The organism is Streptomyces albidicamelliae (genome assembly GCF_025642175.1).
Taxonomy (GTDB): domain Bacteria; phylum Actinomycetota; class Actinomycetes; order Streptomycetales; family Streptomycetaceae; genus Streptomyces; species Streptomyces albidocamelliae.
Genome location: NZ_CP106795.1, coordinates 3167911 through 3183808 on the forward strand (window position 1 = coordinate 3167911; position 15898 = coordinate 3183808).

The 15898-nt window shown below is 74.0% G+C and carries 15 protein-coding genes and 1 pseudogene; 11 read left to right on the forward strand and 5 right to left on the reverse strand.

From position 1 onward, the window contains the following. Nucleotides 1-17 precede the first annotated feature (17 nt). Nucleotides 18-722 (forward strand): TetR/AcrR family transcriptional regulator, encoded by a 705-nt coding sequence (locus N8I86_RS14600; RefSeq protein ID WP_263277949.1) that lies wholly within the window; start codon nucleotides 18-20, stop codon nucleotides 720-722. 134 nt (nucleotides 723-856) lie between these two features. Here the strand turns inward: N8I86_RS14600 and N8I86_RS14605 are convergent, their stop codons facing one another. The 3 genes and pseudogenes from N8I86_RS14605 to N8I86_RS14615 all read right to left on the reverse strand — a co-directional run bounded on the left by N8I86_RS14605 (nucleotide 857) and on the right by N8I86_RS14615 (nucleotide 3864). After that, a complete protein-coding gene (locus N8I86_RS14605; protein WP_073894006.1) occupies nucleotides 857-1120 on the reverse strand; it encodes a hypothetical protein in 264 nt (87 codons plus the stop codon). A 267-nt stretch (nucleotides 1121-1387) separates the two neighbouring features. Beyond that, a pseudogene (malQ, locus tag N8I86_RS14610) lies at nucleotides 1388-3627 on the reverse strand (4-alpha-glucanotransferase). After that, on the reverse strand, nucleotides 3628-3864 hold the full coding sequence (locus N8I86_RS14615) for a hypothetical protein (protein ID WP_073894009.1): 237 nt from the start codon (nucleotides 3862-3864) through the stop codon (nucleotides 3628-3630). Between the two features lie 160 nt (nucleotides 3865-4024). On the opposite strand from N8I86_RS14615, the gene N8I86_RS14620 reads away from it, so the two are divergent. The 5 genes from N8I86_RS14620 (at nucleotide 4025) to N8I86_RS14640 (ending at nucleotide 8319) form a co-directional block, all read left to right on the forward strand. After that, entirely contained in the window at nucleotides 4025-4627 is a 603-nt protein-coding gene (locus N8I86_RS14620; RefSeq protein ID WP_073894010.1) for an RNA polymerase sigma factor, read from the forward strand. Continuing rightward, complete coding sequence (locus tag N8I86_RS14625; RefSeq protein ID WP_263277950.1) at nucleotides 4624-5529, forward strand: zf-HC2 domain-containing protein; 906 nt, start codon at nucleotides 4624-4626, stop codon at nucleotides 5527-5529. The genes N8I86_RS14620 and N8I86_RS14625 overlap by 4 nt, the downstream gene beginning before the upstream one ends. 71 nt (nucleotides 5530-5600) lie before the next feature. Beyond that, nucleotides 5601-6377, forward strand: coding sequence for an ABC transporter ATP-binding protein (locus N8I86_RS14630; protein WP_263277951.1), 777 nt, complete (start codon nucleotides 5601-5603; stop codon nucleotides 6375-6377). Next, on the forward strand, nucleotides 6377-7705 hold the full coding sequence (locus N8I86_RS14635; RefSeq protein WP_263277952.1) for a hypothetical protein: 1329 nt from the start codon (nucleotides 6377-6379) through the stop codon (nucleotides 7703-7705). Before N8I86_RS14630 ends, N8I86_RS14635 begins: the two co-directional genes overlap by 1 nt. Continuing rightward, nucleotides 7702-8319 (forward strand): hypothetical protein, encoded by a 618-nt coding sequence (locus N8I86_RS14640; RefSeq protein WP_404830808.1) that lies wholly within the window; start codon nucleotides 7702-7704, stop codon nucleotides 8317-8319. Before N8I86_RS14635 ends, N8I86_RS14640 begins: the two co-directional genes overlap by 4 nt. A 66-nt stretch (nucleotides 8320-8385) precedes the next feature. Here N8I86_RS14640 and N8I86_RS14645 read toward each other — a convergent pair whose 3' ends face one another. Then, nucleotides 8386-8922, reverse strand: a complete 537-nt coding sequence (locus N8I86_RS14645; protein ID WP_033526416.1) for an HNH endonuclease — start codon at nucleotides 8920-8922, stop codon at nucleotides 8386-8388. Nucleotides 8923-9248: 326 nt separating this feature from the next. Here N8I86_RS14645 and N8I86_RS14650 point away from each other — a divergent pair, with 326 nt between their 5' ends. Further along, entirely contained in the window at nucleotides 9249-10358 is a 1110-nt protein-coding gene (locus N8I86_RS14650) for a mechanosensitive ion channel family protein (protein ID WP_123437818.1), read from the forward strand. Nucleotides 10359-10378: 20 nt separating this feature from the next. Here N8I86_RS14650 and N8I86_RS14655 read toward each other — a convergent pair whose 3' ends face one another. Then, nucleotides 10379-10999 (reverse strand): hypothetical protein, encoded by a 621-nt coding sequence (locus N8I86_RS14655; protein WP_263277953.1) that lies wholly within the window; start codon nucleotides 10997-10999, stop codon nucleotides 10379-10381. Between the two features lie 222 nt (nucleotides 11000-11221). Between N8I86_RS14655 and N8I86_RS14660 the strand changes: the two genes are divergently transcribed. The 4 genes from N8I86_RS14660 to N8I86_RS14675 all read left to right on the forward strand — a co-directional run bounded on the left by N8I86_RS14660 (nucleotide 11222) and on the right by N8I86_RS14675 (nucleotide 15897). Then, nucleotides 11222-12049 carry a hypothetical protein gene (locus N8I86_RS14660; RefSeq protein ID WP_263277954.1) on the forward strand — a complete coding sequence of 276 codons (828 nt, stop codon included), beginning with the start codon at nucleotides 11222-11224 and terminating at the stop codon, nucleotides 12047-12049. A 242-nt stretch (nucleotides 12050-12291) separates the two neighbouring features. Continuing rightward, complete coding sequence (locus N8I86_RS14665; protein ID WP_073894021.1) at nucleotides 12292-13503, forward strand: ROK family transcriptional regulator; 1212 nt, start codon at nucleotides 12292-12294, stop codon at nucleotides 13501-13503. Between the two features lie 105 nt (nucleotides 13504-13608). Beyond that, nucleotides 13609-14952, forward strand: coding sequence for an ABC transporter substrate-binding protein (locus N8I86_RS14670; RefSeq protein WP_263277955.1), 1344 nt, complete (start codon nucleotides 13609-13611; stop codon nucleotides 14950-14952). A 3-nt stretch (nucleotides 14953-14955) separates the two neighbouring features. Beyond that, nucleotides 14956-15897: a carbohydrate ABC transporter permease gene (locus N8I86_RS14675; protein ID WP_263277956.1), complete on the forward strand. Its 942-nt coding sequence runs from the start codon at nucleotides 14956-14958 to the stop codon at nucleotides 15895-15897. Nucleotide 15898 lies beyond the last annotated feature (1 nt).

The following is a 15898-nucleotide window of genomic DNA, read 5'->3' on the forward strand; positions in this document are numbered from 1 at the left end:
GGCCTACGCTCGTGGGCATGACGGGCAGCACACAGACGAACCAGGCCGGGGCGCAGCCCGGGGATCAACCCGGGGATCACGGGGAGAAGTCCGGGGAGCAGCAGGGGGAGCGGTCCGGCGCGCGGACGAAGCAGGCGGGGAAGGGATCCGGCGAGGGCGTCACCGGCCGGGCGCGCCGTTCCGGCGCCACCCGGTCCGCCATCCTCGCCGCGGCCCGGGAGCGCTTCGCCGCCGACGGGTACGAGCGGGCCACCATCCGGGCCGTCGCCAGGGACGCGCGCATCGACCCGTCGATGGTGATGCGCTATTTCGGCAGCAAGGAGGGCCTGTTCGCGGCGGCCGTCGCGCTGGATCTGCGGCTGCCCGACCTGTCCCGGGTACCGCGCGACGACATCGGGCGGACGCTGGTGGGCCACTTCCTGAGCCTGTGGGAGGAGAACGAGGAGCTGACGGCCGTCCTGCGGGTGGGCGCCACCAACGAGGCCGGGGCCGAGCGGATGCAGGGCATCTTCCGGGAGCAGCTGCTGCCGGTGGCCCGGCAGGCCTGCCCCGACCCCGAGCAGGTGCCGGCCCGGGCCGCGCTCTGCGCCGCACAGCTGCTGGGTCTCGCGCTGACCCGCTATGTGCTGAGGCTGCCGCCGGCCCGCGCGCTCACCCGGGAGGAACTGGTGGCCTGGCTCGGACCGACGGTCCAGCGCTACCTGACGGCACCGAACCCCTAGCCGAATCCCTGGCCGGTCCCCCGGCCGGTCCGCCCCGTCCTCCGGCCGAAAACACCGAGGGCGCCGGTCTCACCCCGGTACGGCGTGTGCGCGTACCGCGGGTGGGACGGGCGCCCCGGCGGGAGAAGCAGTCGTCAGGCCTTGGCCCGGATGTTGGACGTGGTGTCGTCCTTCTTGGCGTGCGACTTGTCCAGCAGCATCACCAGGCCGGCGATGACCACGAACAGCGCGACCGGGAGGAGCACGTAGAGGCCCAGCGTCTGGATGACGCTCAGGCCGGGGCCGGGGTCGTCGCCGTCGTCGCGGGTCAGCGCGAGCGCGGGGGACGACATGAGCAGCATCATCAGCGTCGTACCGGCGGCCAGGGCGCCGGCGCGCAGGGCGTTCTTCTTGTCCACGGAACTCAAGTTAGCGAACGGTCGTCGGGGCCGCGCGCCCGGGGTGCCCTAGCAGCACCTCCGCGCCGGGCGGGACCGCGGCCTCGCGGCGGGAACACCGGGCAACGACAGCGCGCCGAGCGCACGCCGCAGCCCCGACCGCACGCCGGTGCCCCTGCCGTACTCCGGCACCGCACTCCGGTGCCCCGACCGCACGCGCGGCGCCCGGCGCACGCCGGCGGCCCCTGCCGTACGCCGCGCCCTCCGCCGTACCGCAGACCCTCCTCCTCACGCGCCCGGCGCGCCCGACGGACCCGGCGCTCCCGGCAAGCCCGGCGCTCCCGGCGAGCCCAACGGGCCCGACGCAGCCGACGGACCCGACGCAGCCGACGGCCGCAGCACCTCCAGCAGACCCCGCAGCCGCGGCGACGCCGTCAGCTCCTCCAGCGGCACCGGCCTGCCCTCCCGGTCGGCGATCGGCAGCCGCCAGTTCGGATACTGGTCCCAGGTGCCCGGCAGGTTCTGCGGCCGGCGGTCGCCCACGCCGTCCGGCAGCCAGACCCCGATCAGCCGGGCTGGGGTGCGCAGCAGGAAGCGGTGGACCGCGCGGATCTCCTCCTCCTCGTCGGAGCCGGGCGGTCCGGCCGCCGGGCTGTCCAGCAGGCCGAGGCTGCCGAGCAGGGCGAGCCACTCCGCCGTGTCCGCCGCGGCCTCGGCGCGCTCCTCTGCCGCCGAACGGGTGAGCAGTCCCAGACGGTCGCGCAGGTCGACGTGGTCGCCGGTGAGCCGGGCGGCGGTGGGCGGCAGGTCGTGGGTGGTGGCGGTGGCCAGGCAGTCGGCGCGCCACCGCTCGGGCGGCAGCGGGTGTCCGTCGCCCTCCCAGTCCCGCTCGAACCACAGCACGGAGGTGCCGAGCACCCCGCGCCGCTGCAGCGCCTCGCGCACGCCGGGTTCGACCGTGCCCAGGTCCTCGCCGATCACCACGGCCCCGGCGCGGGTGGCCTCCAGGGCGAGGATCGCGAGCATGGCGTCGGCGTCGTGACGCACGTAGGTGCCCTCGGTGGGCGGGCTGCCCTGCGGCACCCACCAGAGCCGGAACAGGCCCATGACGTGGTCGATGCGCAGCGCGCCCGCGTACCGGAACAGGGCGCGCAGGAGCTCGCGGTAGGGGGCGTGGCCCGAGGCGGCGAGCCGGTCGGGACGCCAGGGCGGCAGGCCCCAGTCCTGGCCGCGGGCGTTGAAGGCGTCCGGTGGGGCGCCGACCGACATGCCGGCGGCGAACACGTCCTGCTGCGCCCAGGCGTCGGCACCGACGGGGTGCACCCCGACGGCGAGGTCGTGCACGATCCCGACCGGCATCCCGGCGTCGCGGGCGGCACGCTGGGCCGCGCGCAGCTGGCCGTCGGTGAGCCAGGCCAGGCGGGCGTGGAAGTCGACCCGGCCGGCGAGTTCGGCGCGGGCACGGGCGGTGGCGGGCGAGCGGGGGTCGCGCAGCCCGTCCGGCCAGCCGTGCCAGTCGGAGCCGTACACCTCGGCGAGGGCGCACCAGGTGGCGTGGTCGTCGAGGGCCCGGCCGTGGGCGGCGCGGAAGTCGTCGTAGGCGGCCTGCCGGCCGGGGCCGAGGGGGACGGCGAGGACCAGCTCCAGCGCCTCCCGCTTCAGCTCCCACACGGCGTCCCGGTCGATGAGCGCGCCCTTGTCGAGCACGTCCTCCCGCAGCCGCCCGGCCCGCTCCAGCAGGGCGTTCAGGCGCTCGCGGTCCTCGACGTAGCCGAACTCGGGGATCTCCTCGATCCGCAGGTGCACGGGGTCGGGGAAACGGCGGGAGGAGGGCCGGTACGGGGAGGGGTCGGTGGGAGCACCGGGCACGGCCGCGTGCAGGGGGTTGACCTGCACGAACCCGGCTCCGGCGGTGCGCCCCGCCCAGCTCGCGAGCTCGGCGAGGTCACCGAGGTCGCCCATGCCCCAGGAGCGGTGGGAGAGCAGGGAGTACAGCTGGACGAGAACGCCCGAGGAGCGTCCGGGCGGGGTGGGGAGGCGGTCGGGGGCGACGACGAGGTGGGCCCGGCCGGTGCGGCCGTCGGGCGCGTGGGCGGTGAGCCGGTGGACGCCGAGCGGGAGGCCCGCGGTCCCCTCGCGCTGCTGCCCGTCCTCGGTCAGCACGTCCAGCCGGGTTCCGGGGGCAGCGCGGCGAGGGCGGCGGGCGGCTCGGCGCCGGCCCACTGCACCACCGTCGGCGGCAGGAGGCGTTCGCGCAGTTCGCGTTCCCGCTCGGCGAGCGCGGCGTTGACGGCGTCCGGGGTGCCCGCGTCGACGCCGAGCGCGGTCAGGGCGGCGGCCACGGCGGAGGCGGGTACCGCGACGGTACGGTCCGGCGCGGGGCTGTAGGAGGTGGCGACCCCGTGCAGCCCGGCGAGCCGGGTGAGGTCCTCACCGGCGGGCGCGGACGCCGCGCCCGTGTCGCCGGGTCCGGCCGCGACGGTTCCGGCCGGCCCGGGCAGCTCCGCGTCGTCGTGCCCCGCGGCCATCTACAGCCCCGGGGCGTAGCAGTCCGGGACCGGGTCGGACTCGCTGGTCAGCGGGGCGGCCTCGGCGAGCGGGGGCTCACTGGTCAGGGGCTCGGCGTCGGGCAGCGGCGGTTCGCTGGTGAGGGGGGCCTGGGTGCAGGCGCTCTCCGCGCTGAAGACGCAGAGGCGGACCGTGTCGGTGTCGGCGGACTGCTCCGCCACGGGTTTGAACTGGGCCGGGATCGTGGGTGCGGCCACTGGGGCCTCCTTTTCGACGGTGCGGCTTTTGACGGTTTAGGGCAGGCCTACCCAATGACGGCGTCGGCACGCGTGGCCGTTACCGGAGCACCGGAAGGGGTGGTGGTGATCCGTCGCCGGGCCGGTGATCGATAGAGGAGGTGTGAGACTGTTCCGCCCCATGGGGGGCCAGCGGGAGAAGGACGACGGCGCGGACGCGGCGCTGTTGCGGGCCGTGGCCGCGGGGGACGCGGCCGCGATGGCCACCCTGTACGACCGGCACGCGGGCTGGCTGCACGCGCGGCTGACCCGGCGGTGCGCGGACCCGGAGGTCGTGCGCGAGGTGGTGCAGGACACGTTCGTCACGGTGTGGCGGTCGGCGGCCGGGCACCGCGGGGAGGACGCCGGCGGCTGGCTGTGGACGATCGCCGCGCGCCGGCTGGTCGACGCCCGGCGCGCGCAGGAACGGGTCGCGCGGTTCGCCGGGCCACCGCTGGAGCCCGGTTCGGCGGGGCGGTACGAGCCCGCCGCCGCGCCGTCCGCGGAGGACCGGGTGCTGGCGGGGCTGGAGTACGGCGATGTCGGTGCCGCCCTCGACCGGATCTCCCCCGAGCTGCGCGAGGTGCTGCGCGCGACCGTCGTGGACGGGCTGACCACGCGGGAGGCGGCCCGGCTGCTCGGCATACCCGAGGGCACGGTCAAGTCCCGCGCCCGGCGGGCCCGCGCCGAACTGCGGGCGGCACTGGACCTGCTGCACCCGTCCACGCTGGGAGGCACGGCATGAGGCACGCAACGACGAACGGCGACGCGCGCGTCTGGCACGTGTCCGACGACCTCGCCGCCCGCTACGCCGAGGGGGTGCTGCCGGAGCCGGAGGCGTGGTCCCTGGAGAAGCACGTGGAGGGCTGCGGGGGCTGCGCGGCCACGGTGTCGGAGGCGGTGCGGGGCACGGCGGCCGGGCCGGTCCTCGCGGAGATACGGGACGCGGTACTGGCGTCGCTGCCGGCCCCGGCGCCGGCGGCGCCCGCCGCGCGGCGGCCCCGTCGGCACGTGCCCCACCGGTTCGCGCGGCTGCTGTGGGCCGCCGGGCCCGCGGTGCGCGGGGCGTGGCTGCCCGCGGTGCTCGTGGTGGCCGCCGGCGCGCTGGCCCTGGCGTACGGCACCGGATATCCCGGGGTGCGGGCGCTGCTGCTGGCCGTCGCCCCGGTCGTGCCGGTCGCCGGGGTGGCCCTGTCCTACGGTCCGCACGCCGATCCGCTGCACGAGGTCGCCGCGGCCACCCCGGGCGGCGGGCTGCGGCTCGCGCTCACCCGTACGGTCGCCGTCCTCGCGGTGAGCCTGCCGCTGCTGACCCTCACCGGTCTGCTGCTGCCCGCGTCCGGCGCCCCGGCCGCCGCGGCCTGGCTGCTGCCGGGGCTGGCGCTGGCGCTCGGCTCGCTGGCCCTGGCCTCCTTCGTGGGGTGCCGGACGGCTGCCCTGCTGACGGGCGGCGGCTGGCTGCTGGCCGTCCTCGGCCCGGTGCCCGCCGCATCATCCGGTGGCGCGGCGGGCGCACGGCTGGCCGAGCAGCTCTCCCGCTGCCTCGACGGCGTCGGCGCGCAGAGCGCGTGGGCGACGGCGGCCGTGCTGAGCGCCGTCCTGGTGACGGCCCGCCGCCCGGTGTACGACCGCCCGCTCGGCCGGTGACGGCGGCCGGCGCTCCCGGCCCCGCCGGCCCCCCACCCTTCATCGCTTCACGTGATCCGTCTGGAGAGACCTTGACTTCGATACGTGTGTCCGGCCTGCGGGTCCGGCACCGCAGAACACTCGCCCTCGACTCCCTGGACCTCGGCCTCGGCCCCGGTGTGCACGGGCTGCTCGGGCCGAACGGGGCCGGGAAGACCTCGCTGATCCGGGTGCTGGCCACCGTCGCCCGGCCGGACGCCGGGCGGGTGGAGATCCTCGGCGAGGACACCGCCGAGCACCGCGGCCGGACCGAGGTGCGGCGCCGGCTCGGCTATCTGCCGCAGGAGTTCGGCCACTACCCGGGCTTCACCGTGCGGGAGTTCGTGGCGTACATGGCCTGGCTGAAGGAGATGCCCGCCGAGCGGGTGCCGGACGCCGTGGAGCGTGCCGTGGCCCGGGTGGGTCTCGAGGACCGTATCGACGCGAAGGTGCGGACCCTGTCCGGCGGCATGGTCCGCCGGGTCGGCATCGCGCAGGCCGTCGTCAACGACCCGGCCGTGGTGCTGCTCGACGAGCCGACGGCCGGGCTGGATCCGGAGCAGCGGGTGGAGTTCCGCGCGCTGCTGCGCGAGCTGGGGGTGGCGGCGACGGTCGTGGTCTCCACCCACCTGGTGGAGGACGTGGCCGCCGCCTGCACCGAGGTCACCCTCCTCGACGGCGGCCGGGTCGCCTACCGGGGCACGCCCGAGGCGCTGTCGGCGCTCGGCGAGAGCGCCGGCGGTCCGGGCGACCATCCGATCGAGCGCGGGTACACCGCCGCGCTGCGGGCCCACCGCGCGGCGGGCACGGGCGCGCGGGAGGCGGTGTGATGAGCGCGGTCACCGAACGGAGCGCGCCGGCGGCGCGGGGGCGCGCGCCGCATCCCGCCCGGGCGGAGGCCGTACGCGGCTTCGCGCCGTTCGCGGGGGCCGCGGTCCTGCTGACGGTCGGCGTGATGACGGGCTACAAAGCGGACGAGTGGCAGGGCGACTGGGGGGCGACCGCCGCGCTCCTGCACACCGGGCTGCTGATCCTGATACCGCTGGCCGCCGCCGCGGGCTGCTGGCAGGGCGGGCGGGAGCGGCGGCGCCGTACCGAGGAGCTCTGGGCCACGGCCGCACGGCCGCCGCTCCCGCGGTTCCTGGCCTCGGCACTCCCGACGGCCGCCTGGGTGGCCTTGGGCTACCTGGCCGGTGTGGCACTGGCGCTGCTCGCGTGCCGGCCGTACGCGCTGGGCGGCGGGCCGCGGCTCGGGCTGCTGCCCGGGGACACGGTGGCCCTGGTGGCGGCTTCGCTGACCGGTCAGGTGCTCGGCCGGGTCGTGCCGACGCGGCTGGCGGCTCCGCTGCTGGCCCTCGCGGGGTACGTGGGGCTGGGGCTGCTCGAGCGGAGCCCCGCGGACCCGAGCCACGAACTGAGCCCCGCGCGCCTCGTCGGCGACGCCCAGCTGCCCGTGTGGTGGCAGCCGGCGGCGATGGCCGCCTGGACGGGCGGCCTGGCGCTCGCCGCCGTGCTGGCGTACACCGCCCGGCGCCGGGCGACGGCCCTGCTGCCGCTGGCCGCCGCCGTGGCCGCCGGCGTGCTGCTGGTGCAGACCGGCGACGGCCTGTGGCGGCCCGATCCGCTCTCGCAACGCCAGGTCTGTGACACCTCGACCACGCCGGCGATCTGCGTCAACGCCCGGTACGCGGGTCTGTTGCCGCAGGTCAAGGAGGCGCTGTCGGGCATCACGGACAAGCTGGAGGGGGTGGAGAACCTGCCGGAGCGCTGGGACGACCTGCCGGGCGGGCCGGACGACCGGGCGCACCTGCCGATGGTGACGCCGATCGGGCGGTCGGTCGTCCGGGGCCGGCTGACCGATCCGCGGCAGTACGCCTGGGAGGCGGCCGCGGCGCTGGAGGGGCACGGGAACTGCGACGATCCGCGGGTGGCCGAACTGGACGAGCTGGTCGAGCACTATCTGGCGCCCAGCCCCGGCGAGTCGCACTTCGACGACCTGTACCGGGACGGCACCAAGGCCGAACGCGCCGAACAGCGCCGGGAGGAGGCCGGACGGGCACGCCTCGCGGCGATGAGCGCGGGCGAACGCAGGGACTGGCTGTCGGCGTACTTCGCCACGACGGGCCGCTGTGACGTGAAGGGGGTGCCGGCCCTGTGAGCGCTCCTTCGCTGCGCGGTCCCCTGCTGTACGTCCGCTCGCGGGCCGTGCCCGTCGCGCTGGCCGCCCTCGCCGCGACGACCGCGTGCGCGGTGTGGGCCGCCGGGCGGCTGGACGACTGGCCGGACCTCTACCACCGGGTGGTGATCGTCGCGACGGCCCCGCTGCTGGCCTCTGCGGTGATCGGGGCGAGTCTGTACTCGGCCTCGGCGGAGCTGGACGGTACGGCCGTACGCCCGTGGTGGCCGCGGCGCCTGGCCCAGCTCGCGGCGCTGACCGCGGTCGCGGCCGCGCTGCTGCCCCTGGCCGTCCTCGGGCACCCGGGGCCCTTCGGACCGGGCGCGGTGGTCCGCAACACGCTGGGCTGCACGGGGGTCACGGCGGCCGCCGCCGTCCTGCTCGGGGCCCGGCTGAGCTGGCTGCCGGCCTCCGCCTACGTCTTCGCGGTGTACCTGGGCTTCCACGGCGGCCGGCGGCCGGGGGCGACGGTGTGGGCGTGGCCGATGCAGCCGGGGGCGGAGCGGGGCGCCTGGCTGACGGCGCTGGCCGTGTTCGCGCTGGGGACGGCCTGGTACGCGGTGCGGGGTGCGCGTCCCGAGGGGCCGCGCACCTGAGGCGGTGGGCGGGGCAGCCGGCCGCGAGGAGGGGCTGCCCGCCCCCATACAACCGGCCCGGAGCGACTAGGCGGAGATGCCGTCGATCCGGGCCAGGGCGTCGTCCGCGCCGTACGGCTGCAAGTAGGGCAGCCAGCGCGGATCCCTGTGACCTGTGCCGATGATGCGCCAGGCCAGACCGGTGGGCGGAGCCGGTTTGTGCCGCAGCCGCCAGCCGATCTCCACGAGGTGACGGTCGGCCTTCACGTGGTTGCAGCGGCGGCAGGACGCCACCACGTTGTCCCAGACGTGCTTGCCCCCGCGGCTGCGCGGGATGACGTGGTCGACGCTGGTTGCGACGCCACCGCAGTACATGCACCGGCCCCCGTCGCGCGCGAAGAGCGCCCGCCGGGTGAGAGGAACGGGCCCGCGGTAGGGGACCCGCACGAATCGCTTGAGCCGGACCACGCTGGGTGCGGGGACTGTGACGGTTGCGCTGTGCAGATAGGCGCCGGATTCCTCGAGGGAGACGGCCTTGTTCTCCAGGACGAGGACGAGCGCGCGGCGGAGCGGTACGACGCCGAGCGGCTCGTACGACGCGTTGAGGACCAGGACATGCGGCACGGGTGCCTCCTTGGGCGTCGGCGGCGCGTGGCTCGCGCCGGGACGATCTGCAGTCAGTCTCCCCTCATGCCTGGTGGAAGCGCCACCATGTCCCGGTAACGGGCTGGGAGTGTTTTCGACCACACCGCATTCATCCCCAGGATCATGACCTGTTCAAGCCAGGGTGAGCCCTGTCTCTCCTGTGCCTCTCCTGGGCGGATCCGCGCGGGGCACACACAATGCCCCGTTAGTGTGGTGGTCCTGTCCGTCCGGTGATCTTTTCGTGACCTTGCAGACCTTGACCGCCTTGCCGGTACGGACCGCGCAGCACCTTGGAGGTACCTGCCGTGTCGTCCTTGCCCGCCGCCGTGTCGGCCGCCGGTGCATCGCCGTCCCCGTCGCCGTCCCCCTCCGGTTCGACGGCCCCGGCCGTGCCGACGCTCCAGGACGCCCAGGAGAGCGCGACGAACGCGGCGAGCTGGGTCGAGCAGAACTGGTCGACGTGGCTCGCCATGGGACTGCAGATCCTGCTGATCGTGGCCGTGGCGGTCGCGCTCAGAGCGGTGGTGCGGCGGGCGATCAGCAAGCTGATCGACCGGATGGGCCGGTCCGCGCAGGTGGACGGCGGCGCGCTGGGCGGGCTGCTGGTCAACGCCGAACGGCGCCGGCAGCGGTCGGCCGCGATCGGGTCGGTGCTGCGCTCGGTGGCGAGTTTCCTGATCCTCGGCACGGCCGCGCTGATGGTGCTGGGCACCTTCAAGATCAACCTGGCGCCGCTGCTGGCCTCCGCCGGTGTCGCCGGTGTGGCGATCGGTTTCGGCGCCCGCAACCTGGTCACGGACTTCCTCTCCGGCGTCTTCATGATCCTGGAGGACCAGTACGGCGTCGGTGACGTGATCGACGCGGGGGTGGCGTCCGGCGAGGTGATCGAGGTCGGGCTGCGGGTGACCAAGCTGCGGGGCGCCGACGGCGAGATCTGGTACGTCCGCAACGGCGAGGTCAAGCGGATCGGCAACCTCTCCCAGGGCTGGGCGACCGCCGGCGTCGACGTGACGGTGAAGGCGAGCGAGGACCTGGACAGGGTCAAGAGCACGCTGGACGAGGTCGCCGAGAAGATGAGCAAGGAAGAGCCCTGGAACGAGCTGCTGTGGGGCCAGATCGAGGTGCTCGGCCTGGACTCCGTGCTGATCGACTCCATGGTGGTCCGCGTCTCGGCGCGGACGATGCCGGGCAAGTCGGTGACGGTGGAGCGGGAGCTGCGCTGGCGCATCAAGCGGGCGTTCGACGCGGCGAGCATCCGGATCGTCGGCGGGGCCACGGCCGTCGAGGACCTGGAGGACACCCCGGACCCGGCGGCGGCGGTGGCGGCCCCGTCGGTGTACTCCAACGCGGACTCCCCCCAGACGGCAGCGGCCTCCCCGCTCACCCCGCAGCGCCCGTCACCCCCGGCGAAGTAGCGCCGCCGCGCCTGCGGCTCTCAGCTGCCGAGCGGGCCGCAGCCCCGTTCGTAGGCCTCCCGGGCCCAGGCGTCCGTGCCGGGGTCGGTGCCGCAGCGGAAGGCATCCTGGGCGAAGCTCTGCTGCCAGGTGGTGACGCTGCCGCGGACCGTGCGGCCGGCGCAGGTGAGGGTGAAGCCCGCGTCCAGGGTCAGGACCGCTTCGGCGGTGAGGAAGCGGCCCGCCCCGTGGATGCGCGTGCGCTCCGCGCGCAGCCGGTGGTCCTCCGTGGACGCCCCCGGCGGCATCAGCTCGCCGTTCTCCAGGCCCAGGTGCCGGGCGAGCAGGGCCATCACCCGCTGGCCGGACACCCTCGCGTCCCTCGCCTCGACCCGGGCGACGACGGTGCGCACGGGGGCGTACCGGAAGGTGGTCCGGCCCGCGTCCGCGTTCAGCCGTTTCACCGGGGACAGCCCGACGAGCCGCCACTTCCGGTGCGCCGCGCCCCAGCGGATCGCCCCGGTCGCGCACGCCGGGGGCGAGAGCGACACGGACGGCGAGGCGGAGGGTGTCGCGCGGGCCTCGTGCCGGGCGCGAGCCGTGCACCCCGTCGCCAGAACCGGCAGCAGCACCGCCGCCGCCAGCATGTGACGCATCTTCAAGCCGCTCACTCCCCCGTCGCTCACCGGGCACCGAATGTAGTGGCCGTGACCAGCGGAAACCAGTCGCGTGAGGTCGTCGGGACGGGAGCCCGGGGGGAAGATCGTCTTCACAGGAACCCCGCTTCGTCTCCGTATTTCGTGATCGCTTAGGGTCACCTCCACATCGGGCCCTTGCTCTGGAGCGCGACGCCGCCCGGGGGCCCGTCTCGAATGTGGGGAAACATGCGCAAGCTCGCCATAGGCGCCGCCCTGTCCGGCACCCTGGCCCTGGCCGGCCTGGCCGCGCCCGCCGCCTCCGCGGCCGACGCGCCGGACCTGACGTTCGCGGGCGTGACCGTGAACAAGGGCAAGGCCGTGGCCGTCGGCACCACCGCCACGGTGACCGTGCCGGTCTCGTACACCCTGACCCGGCCCAAGGACCTGGTCATCGACCAGGAGAAGAACATCCAGGCGGTGCTGCTGTACCGCGGCACGCTGCGGTCGGCCGACAACGAGCTCGGCCCCGACGCCCCGCCCGTCTGCAAGACCGCCGCCACCACGGACACGACGGTCACCGAGAACTGCACCGAGAAGGTCACCGTCGACCCCGAGGAGGCGCTGTTCGACGCCTCCGACGCCACCACCTGGAAGGCGGCGGGCGTCTACGGCCACAGCGACAGCGTCTTCTCGGACGACTACCTGCACAGCGAGAACGACATCACCATGTGGGGCAACCTCGCCTCGGTGAAGCTGCAGCGCGCCGCCCGGCTGACCGTGAACGCCACCCCGGAGCCCGCGGTCAAGGGCCGGACGCTCACCGTCAAGGGCAGCCTGACCCGGGCCGACTGGGAGTACGGCACCTACCGCGGCTACCAGGGCGTGAAGGTCGTCCTGCAGTTCAAGGCGGACGGCGGCTCCTACGCGAACGTCAAGGGCATCACCTCCGGCACCAAGGGCGCCCTGTCCACCACGGTGAAGGCGACCCGGAGCGGCACGTACCGCTTCGTCTTCGCCGGTACGGCCACCACGGCCGCGAAGACGTCCGCCGGCGACCACGTGACGGTCAAGTAGCCGCCGTGACCCGCGAGTAGACCCGGGCCCCGCACGGGCCCGCACGGCCACGCCCCCGAGATAACGACTCTGTTGCCTCGGGGGCGTTGTCTATTGACGCCCTCTTCGTCCTGGGCTTACGTTCCTCCCACCCCAATAGGAAAGTTTCCTAACAGTGATCTCCAGGCGGCCGGTGATCAAGACTGGACGTCATCCGCAGGTCACTGAGAAGCTGGGCGGCTGGAAAGGCAGGTGTCGACCCCATGGCAGGAACCGCCGGCACGCCGGGCACCCCGCGCGTCCTGCGCGCCATGAACGACCGCGCCGCCCTGGACCTCCTGCTGGCGCACGGGCCGCTGTCGCGCACCCGGATCGGCAAGCTCACCGGCCTGTCCAAGCCGACCGCCTCCCAGTTGCTGGCCCGCCTCGAAGCGGCCGGGCTGGTCCGGGTCACCGGCACCAGCGAGGGCCGGCCGGGCCCCAACGCCCAGCTGTACGCGGTCGATCCCGGTGCCGCGTACGCCGCCGGACTCGACGTCAGCCCGCACCGCATCCGGGCCGCGGTCGCCGACGTCACCGGCCGCACGGTCGGCGAGCACGAGCTGCCCACCCCGGGCAGACGGCCCGCCCAGCCGGTCGTCCAGCAGGTCACCGAGGCCCTCGACGGCGCCGTGAAGGCCGCCGGCCTCGCCCGGTCCGACGTGCACCGGCTGGTCATCGGCACCCCCGGCGCCTTCGACCCCAACACCGGGCGCCTGCGCTACGCCTCCCACCTGCCCGGCTGGCACTCCCCCACGCTGCTCGACGAACTCGCGGCGGCGCTCCCGATGCCGGTCGAGTACGAGAACGACGTCAACCTCGCGGCCATCGCCGAACAGCGGCTCGGCGCGGCCCGCGGCCACGCGGACTTCGTGCTGCTGTGGAACCAGGAGGGCCTCGGCGCCGCCCTGGTCCTCGGCGGCCGGCTGCACCGCGGCTGGACCGGCGGCGCCGGCGAGGTCGGCTTCCTGCCGGTGCCCGGCACCCCCCTCGTACGCCAGGTGACCAAGGCCAACAGCGGTGGCTACCAGGAGCTGGCCGGCTCCCAGGCGGTACCGAAGCTGGCCCGTGAACTCGGCATCACCGAGATCCCGTCGGGGCCGTACACCGACGTGGCCGCCGCACTCGTGGCCCGCGCGGCCGATCACGCGGGTGGCCCCCACCGGGAGTTGCTCCAGACCTACGCGACCCGGCTGGCCACCGGCCTCGCCTCGCTCGTCTCCGTCCTCGACCCCGAACTCGTCGTCCTCAGCGGCTCCGCCCTGACGGCCGGCGGCGAGGTGCTGCGCGCCCTCGTCCAGGCCGAGCTGGAGGAGCTGGCCGCGGCCCGCCCCCGGCTGGTCGTCGGCGACGTCCACGAGCACCCCGTCCTGCGCGGCGCACTGGAATCGGCGCTCGCCACCACCCGCGACGAGGTCTTCGACACCTCGCGCTGACCCCCGCACCGCCACGGCAGCACCTCCGCACCACCTCGGCAGCACCTTCGCAGCACTTCGGCAGCACCTTCCCCGCTCACCCACACCGCCCCGGGAGACCTCGCCATGCCCGAAGCCCTACCCTCCCTTGCCCGAAAGACGGCTTTTGCCCTGACCGCGTCGCTTGCTCTGCTGACCACCGCCTGTACCGGCCAGTCCGGCTCGGGCGCCACGGACGACGCCTCCAAGGACACGACGATCAACTTCTGGCACGCCTGGAGCGCGCCGAACGAGGTGAAGGCGGTCGACTCCCTGGTCGCCGGCTTCGAGCGGGCGCACCCCAACATCCATGTGAACGTGGTCGGCAACATGACCGACGACAAGATCAACCAGGCGCTGCGCTCCGGCGGCGACCGGGCGCCGGACGTGATCTCCTCCTTCACCACGAACAACGTGGGCAAGTTCTGCTCCTCGGGCGCGCTGGTCGATCTGAACCCCTTCTTCGAGAAGTCGGGCATCGACGCGCAGAAGACGTTCCCGAAGCCGATGAACGAGTACACCCAGTTCGACGGCAACCGCTGCACGGTCCCGCTGCTCGGCGACGCCTACGGGCTCTACTACAACAAGACCGCGTTCGAGAAGGCGGGCATCGCGAACCCGCCGAAGACCTGGTCGGAGTTCGCGGCCGACGCCAAGAAGCTGACCATCGCCCGGGGCGACTCCTACCGGCAGCTCGGCTTCATGCCGAACTACCACGGCTGGGAGTCGACGACCGAGCACTACTTCGGGCAGTTCTCCCCGACGTACTTCGGCAAGGACGGCAAGTCGGCCCTGGCGAAGGACCCGGCGTTCGAGAAGGGCTTCACGCTCCAGAAGAAGCTGGTGGACGAACTCGGCGGCTTCCAGAAGCTGGAGAAGTTCCGGGCCACCCTCGGCGACGAGTGGGGCCCCAAGCACCCCTTCCACACCGGCCAGGTGGCCATGCAGCTCGACGGCGAGTGGCGGCTCGGCATGGCCGAGGAGGCCAAGCCGAAGTTCGAGATCGGCGTGGCCCCGCTGCCCGTGCCCGACGACCAGGCCGCGCAGTACGGCAAGGGCTACATCACCGGCACCATCGCCGGCATCGCCGCCAACAGCCACAAGCAGAACGCGGCCTGGGAACTGGTGAAGTACATGACCACCGACACCGACGCGGTGGTCGGCTTCGCCAACGGCATCCACAACGTGCCCTCCACCCTGGCGGCGCTGAAGTCGCCGAAGCTGAAGTACGACCCGCGGTTCAAGACGTTCCTGGACATCGCCGCGAACCCGGACTCCACCACGACGCCCGCCTCCATCAACGGCGGTGTCTACCTGGTGACGATCCAGCAGTTCGGCTACGACTACGAGAGCGGCAAGGCCACCGATCTGAAGGCCGGTCTGAAGAAGACGGCCGCGCAGATCGACACGGACATCACGCAGGCGAAGTAGCCCATGAGCACGCTCACTCCGGTATCGAGGCGCCGGCGCTCGGCGCTGCGGACACTCGCCTTCATGTCGCCCTGGCTGATCGGCTTCGGGGTCTTCTTCGCCTACCCGCTGATCTCCACGGTCTACTTCTCCTTCATGCACTACGACGGCTTCCGGCCGCCGACCTGGAGCGGGGGCAGGAACTGGGCCTACGTCTTCCAGCACTACCCGCTCTTCTGGCCCGCCCTGCGCAACACCCTGTGGCTGGTCGTGATCATGGTGAGCCTGCGCGTGGTGTTCGGGCTCGGCGTCGGCCTGCTCATCACGAAGATCAGGACCGGCACGGGTGTCTTCCGCACCCTGTTCTACCTGCCCTACCTGGCCCCGCCGGTCGCGGCCACCATGGCCTTCGCCTTCCTGCTCAACCCCGGCACCGGCCCCGTCAACTCGGTGCTGGAGAAGGTGGGCGTGCCGGCGCCCGGCTGGTTCAACGACCCCACCTGGTCCAAGCCGGCGCTCACCCTGCTGGCGCTGTGGGGCGTGGGCGACCTGATGGTCATCTTCATGGCCGCCCTGCTCGACGTGCCGAAGGAGCAGTACGAGGCCGCGGAGCTGGACGGCGCCTCGGCCTGGCAGCGCTTCCGGTACGTCACGCTCCCGAACATCTCCCCCATCGTGATGTTCGCGGTGGTCACCGGCGTGATCCAGACGATGCAGTACTACACGCAGCCGCTGGTCGCCGGGAAGGTCGCCTCGGGCGTGATCCAGGGCGCCGGCACCCAGTTCGAGCCCGGCTACCCGGACAAGTCCACGCTCACCCTCCCCCAGCTCGTCTACAACCTCGGCTTCCAGCGCTTCGACTACGGGTCCGCCTGCGTGGTGGCACTGGTGCTCTTCGCCCTGTCGATGGCGTTCACCACGCTGCTGATGCGGCGCCGGGGCGGCCTCCTCCAGGCAGGTGACTGAC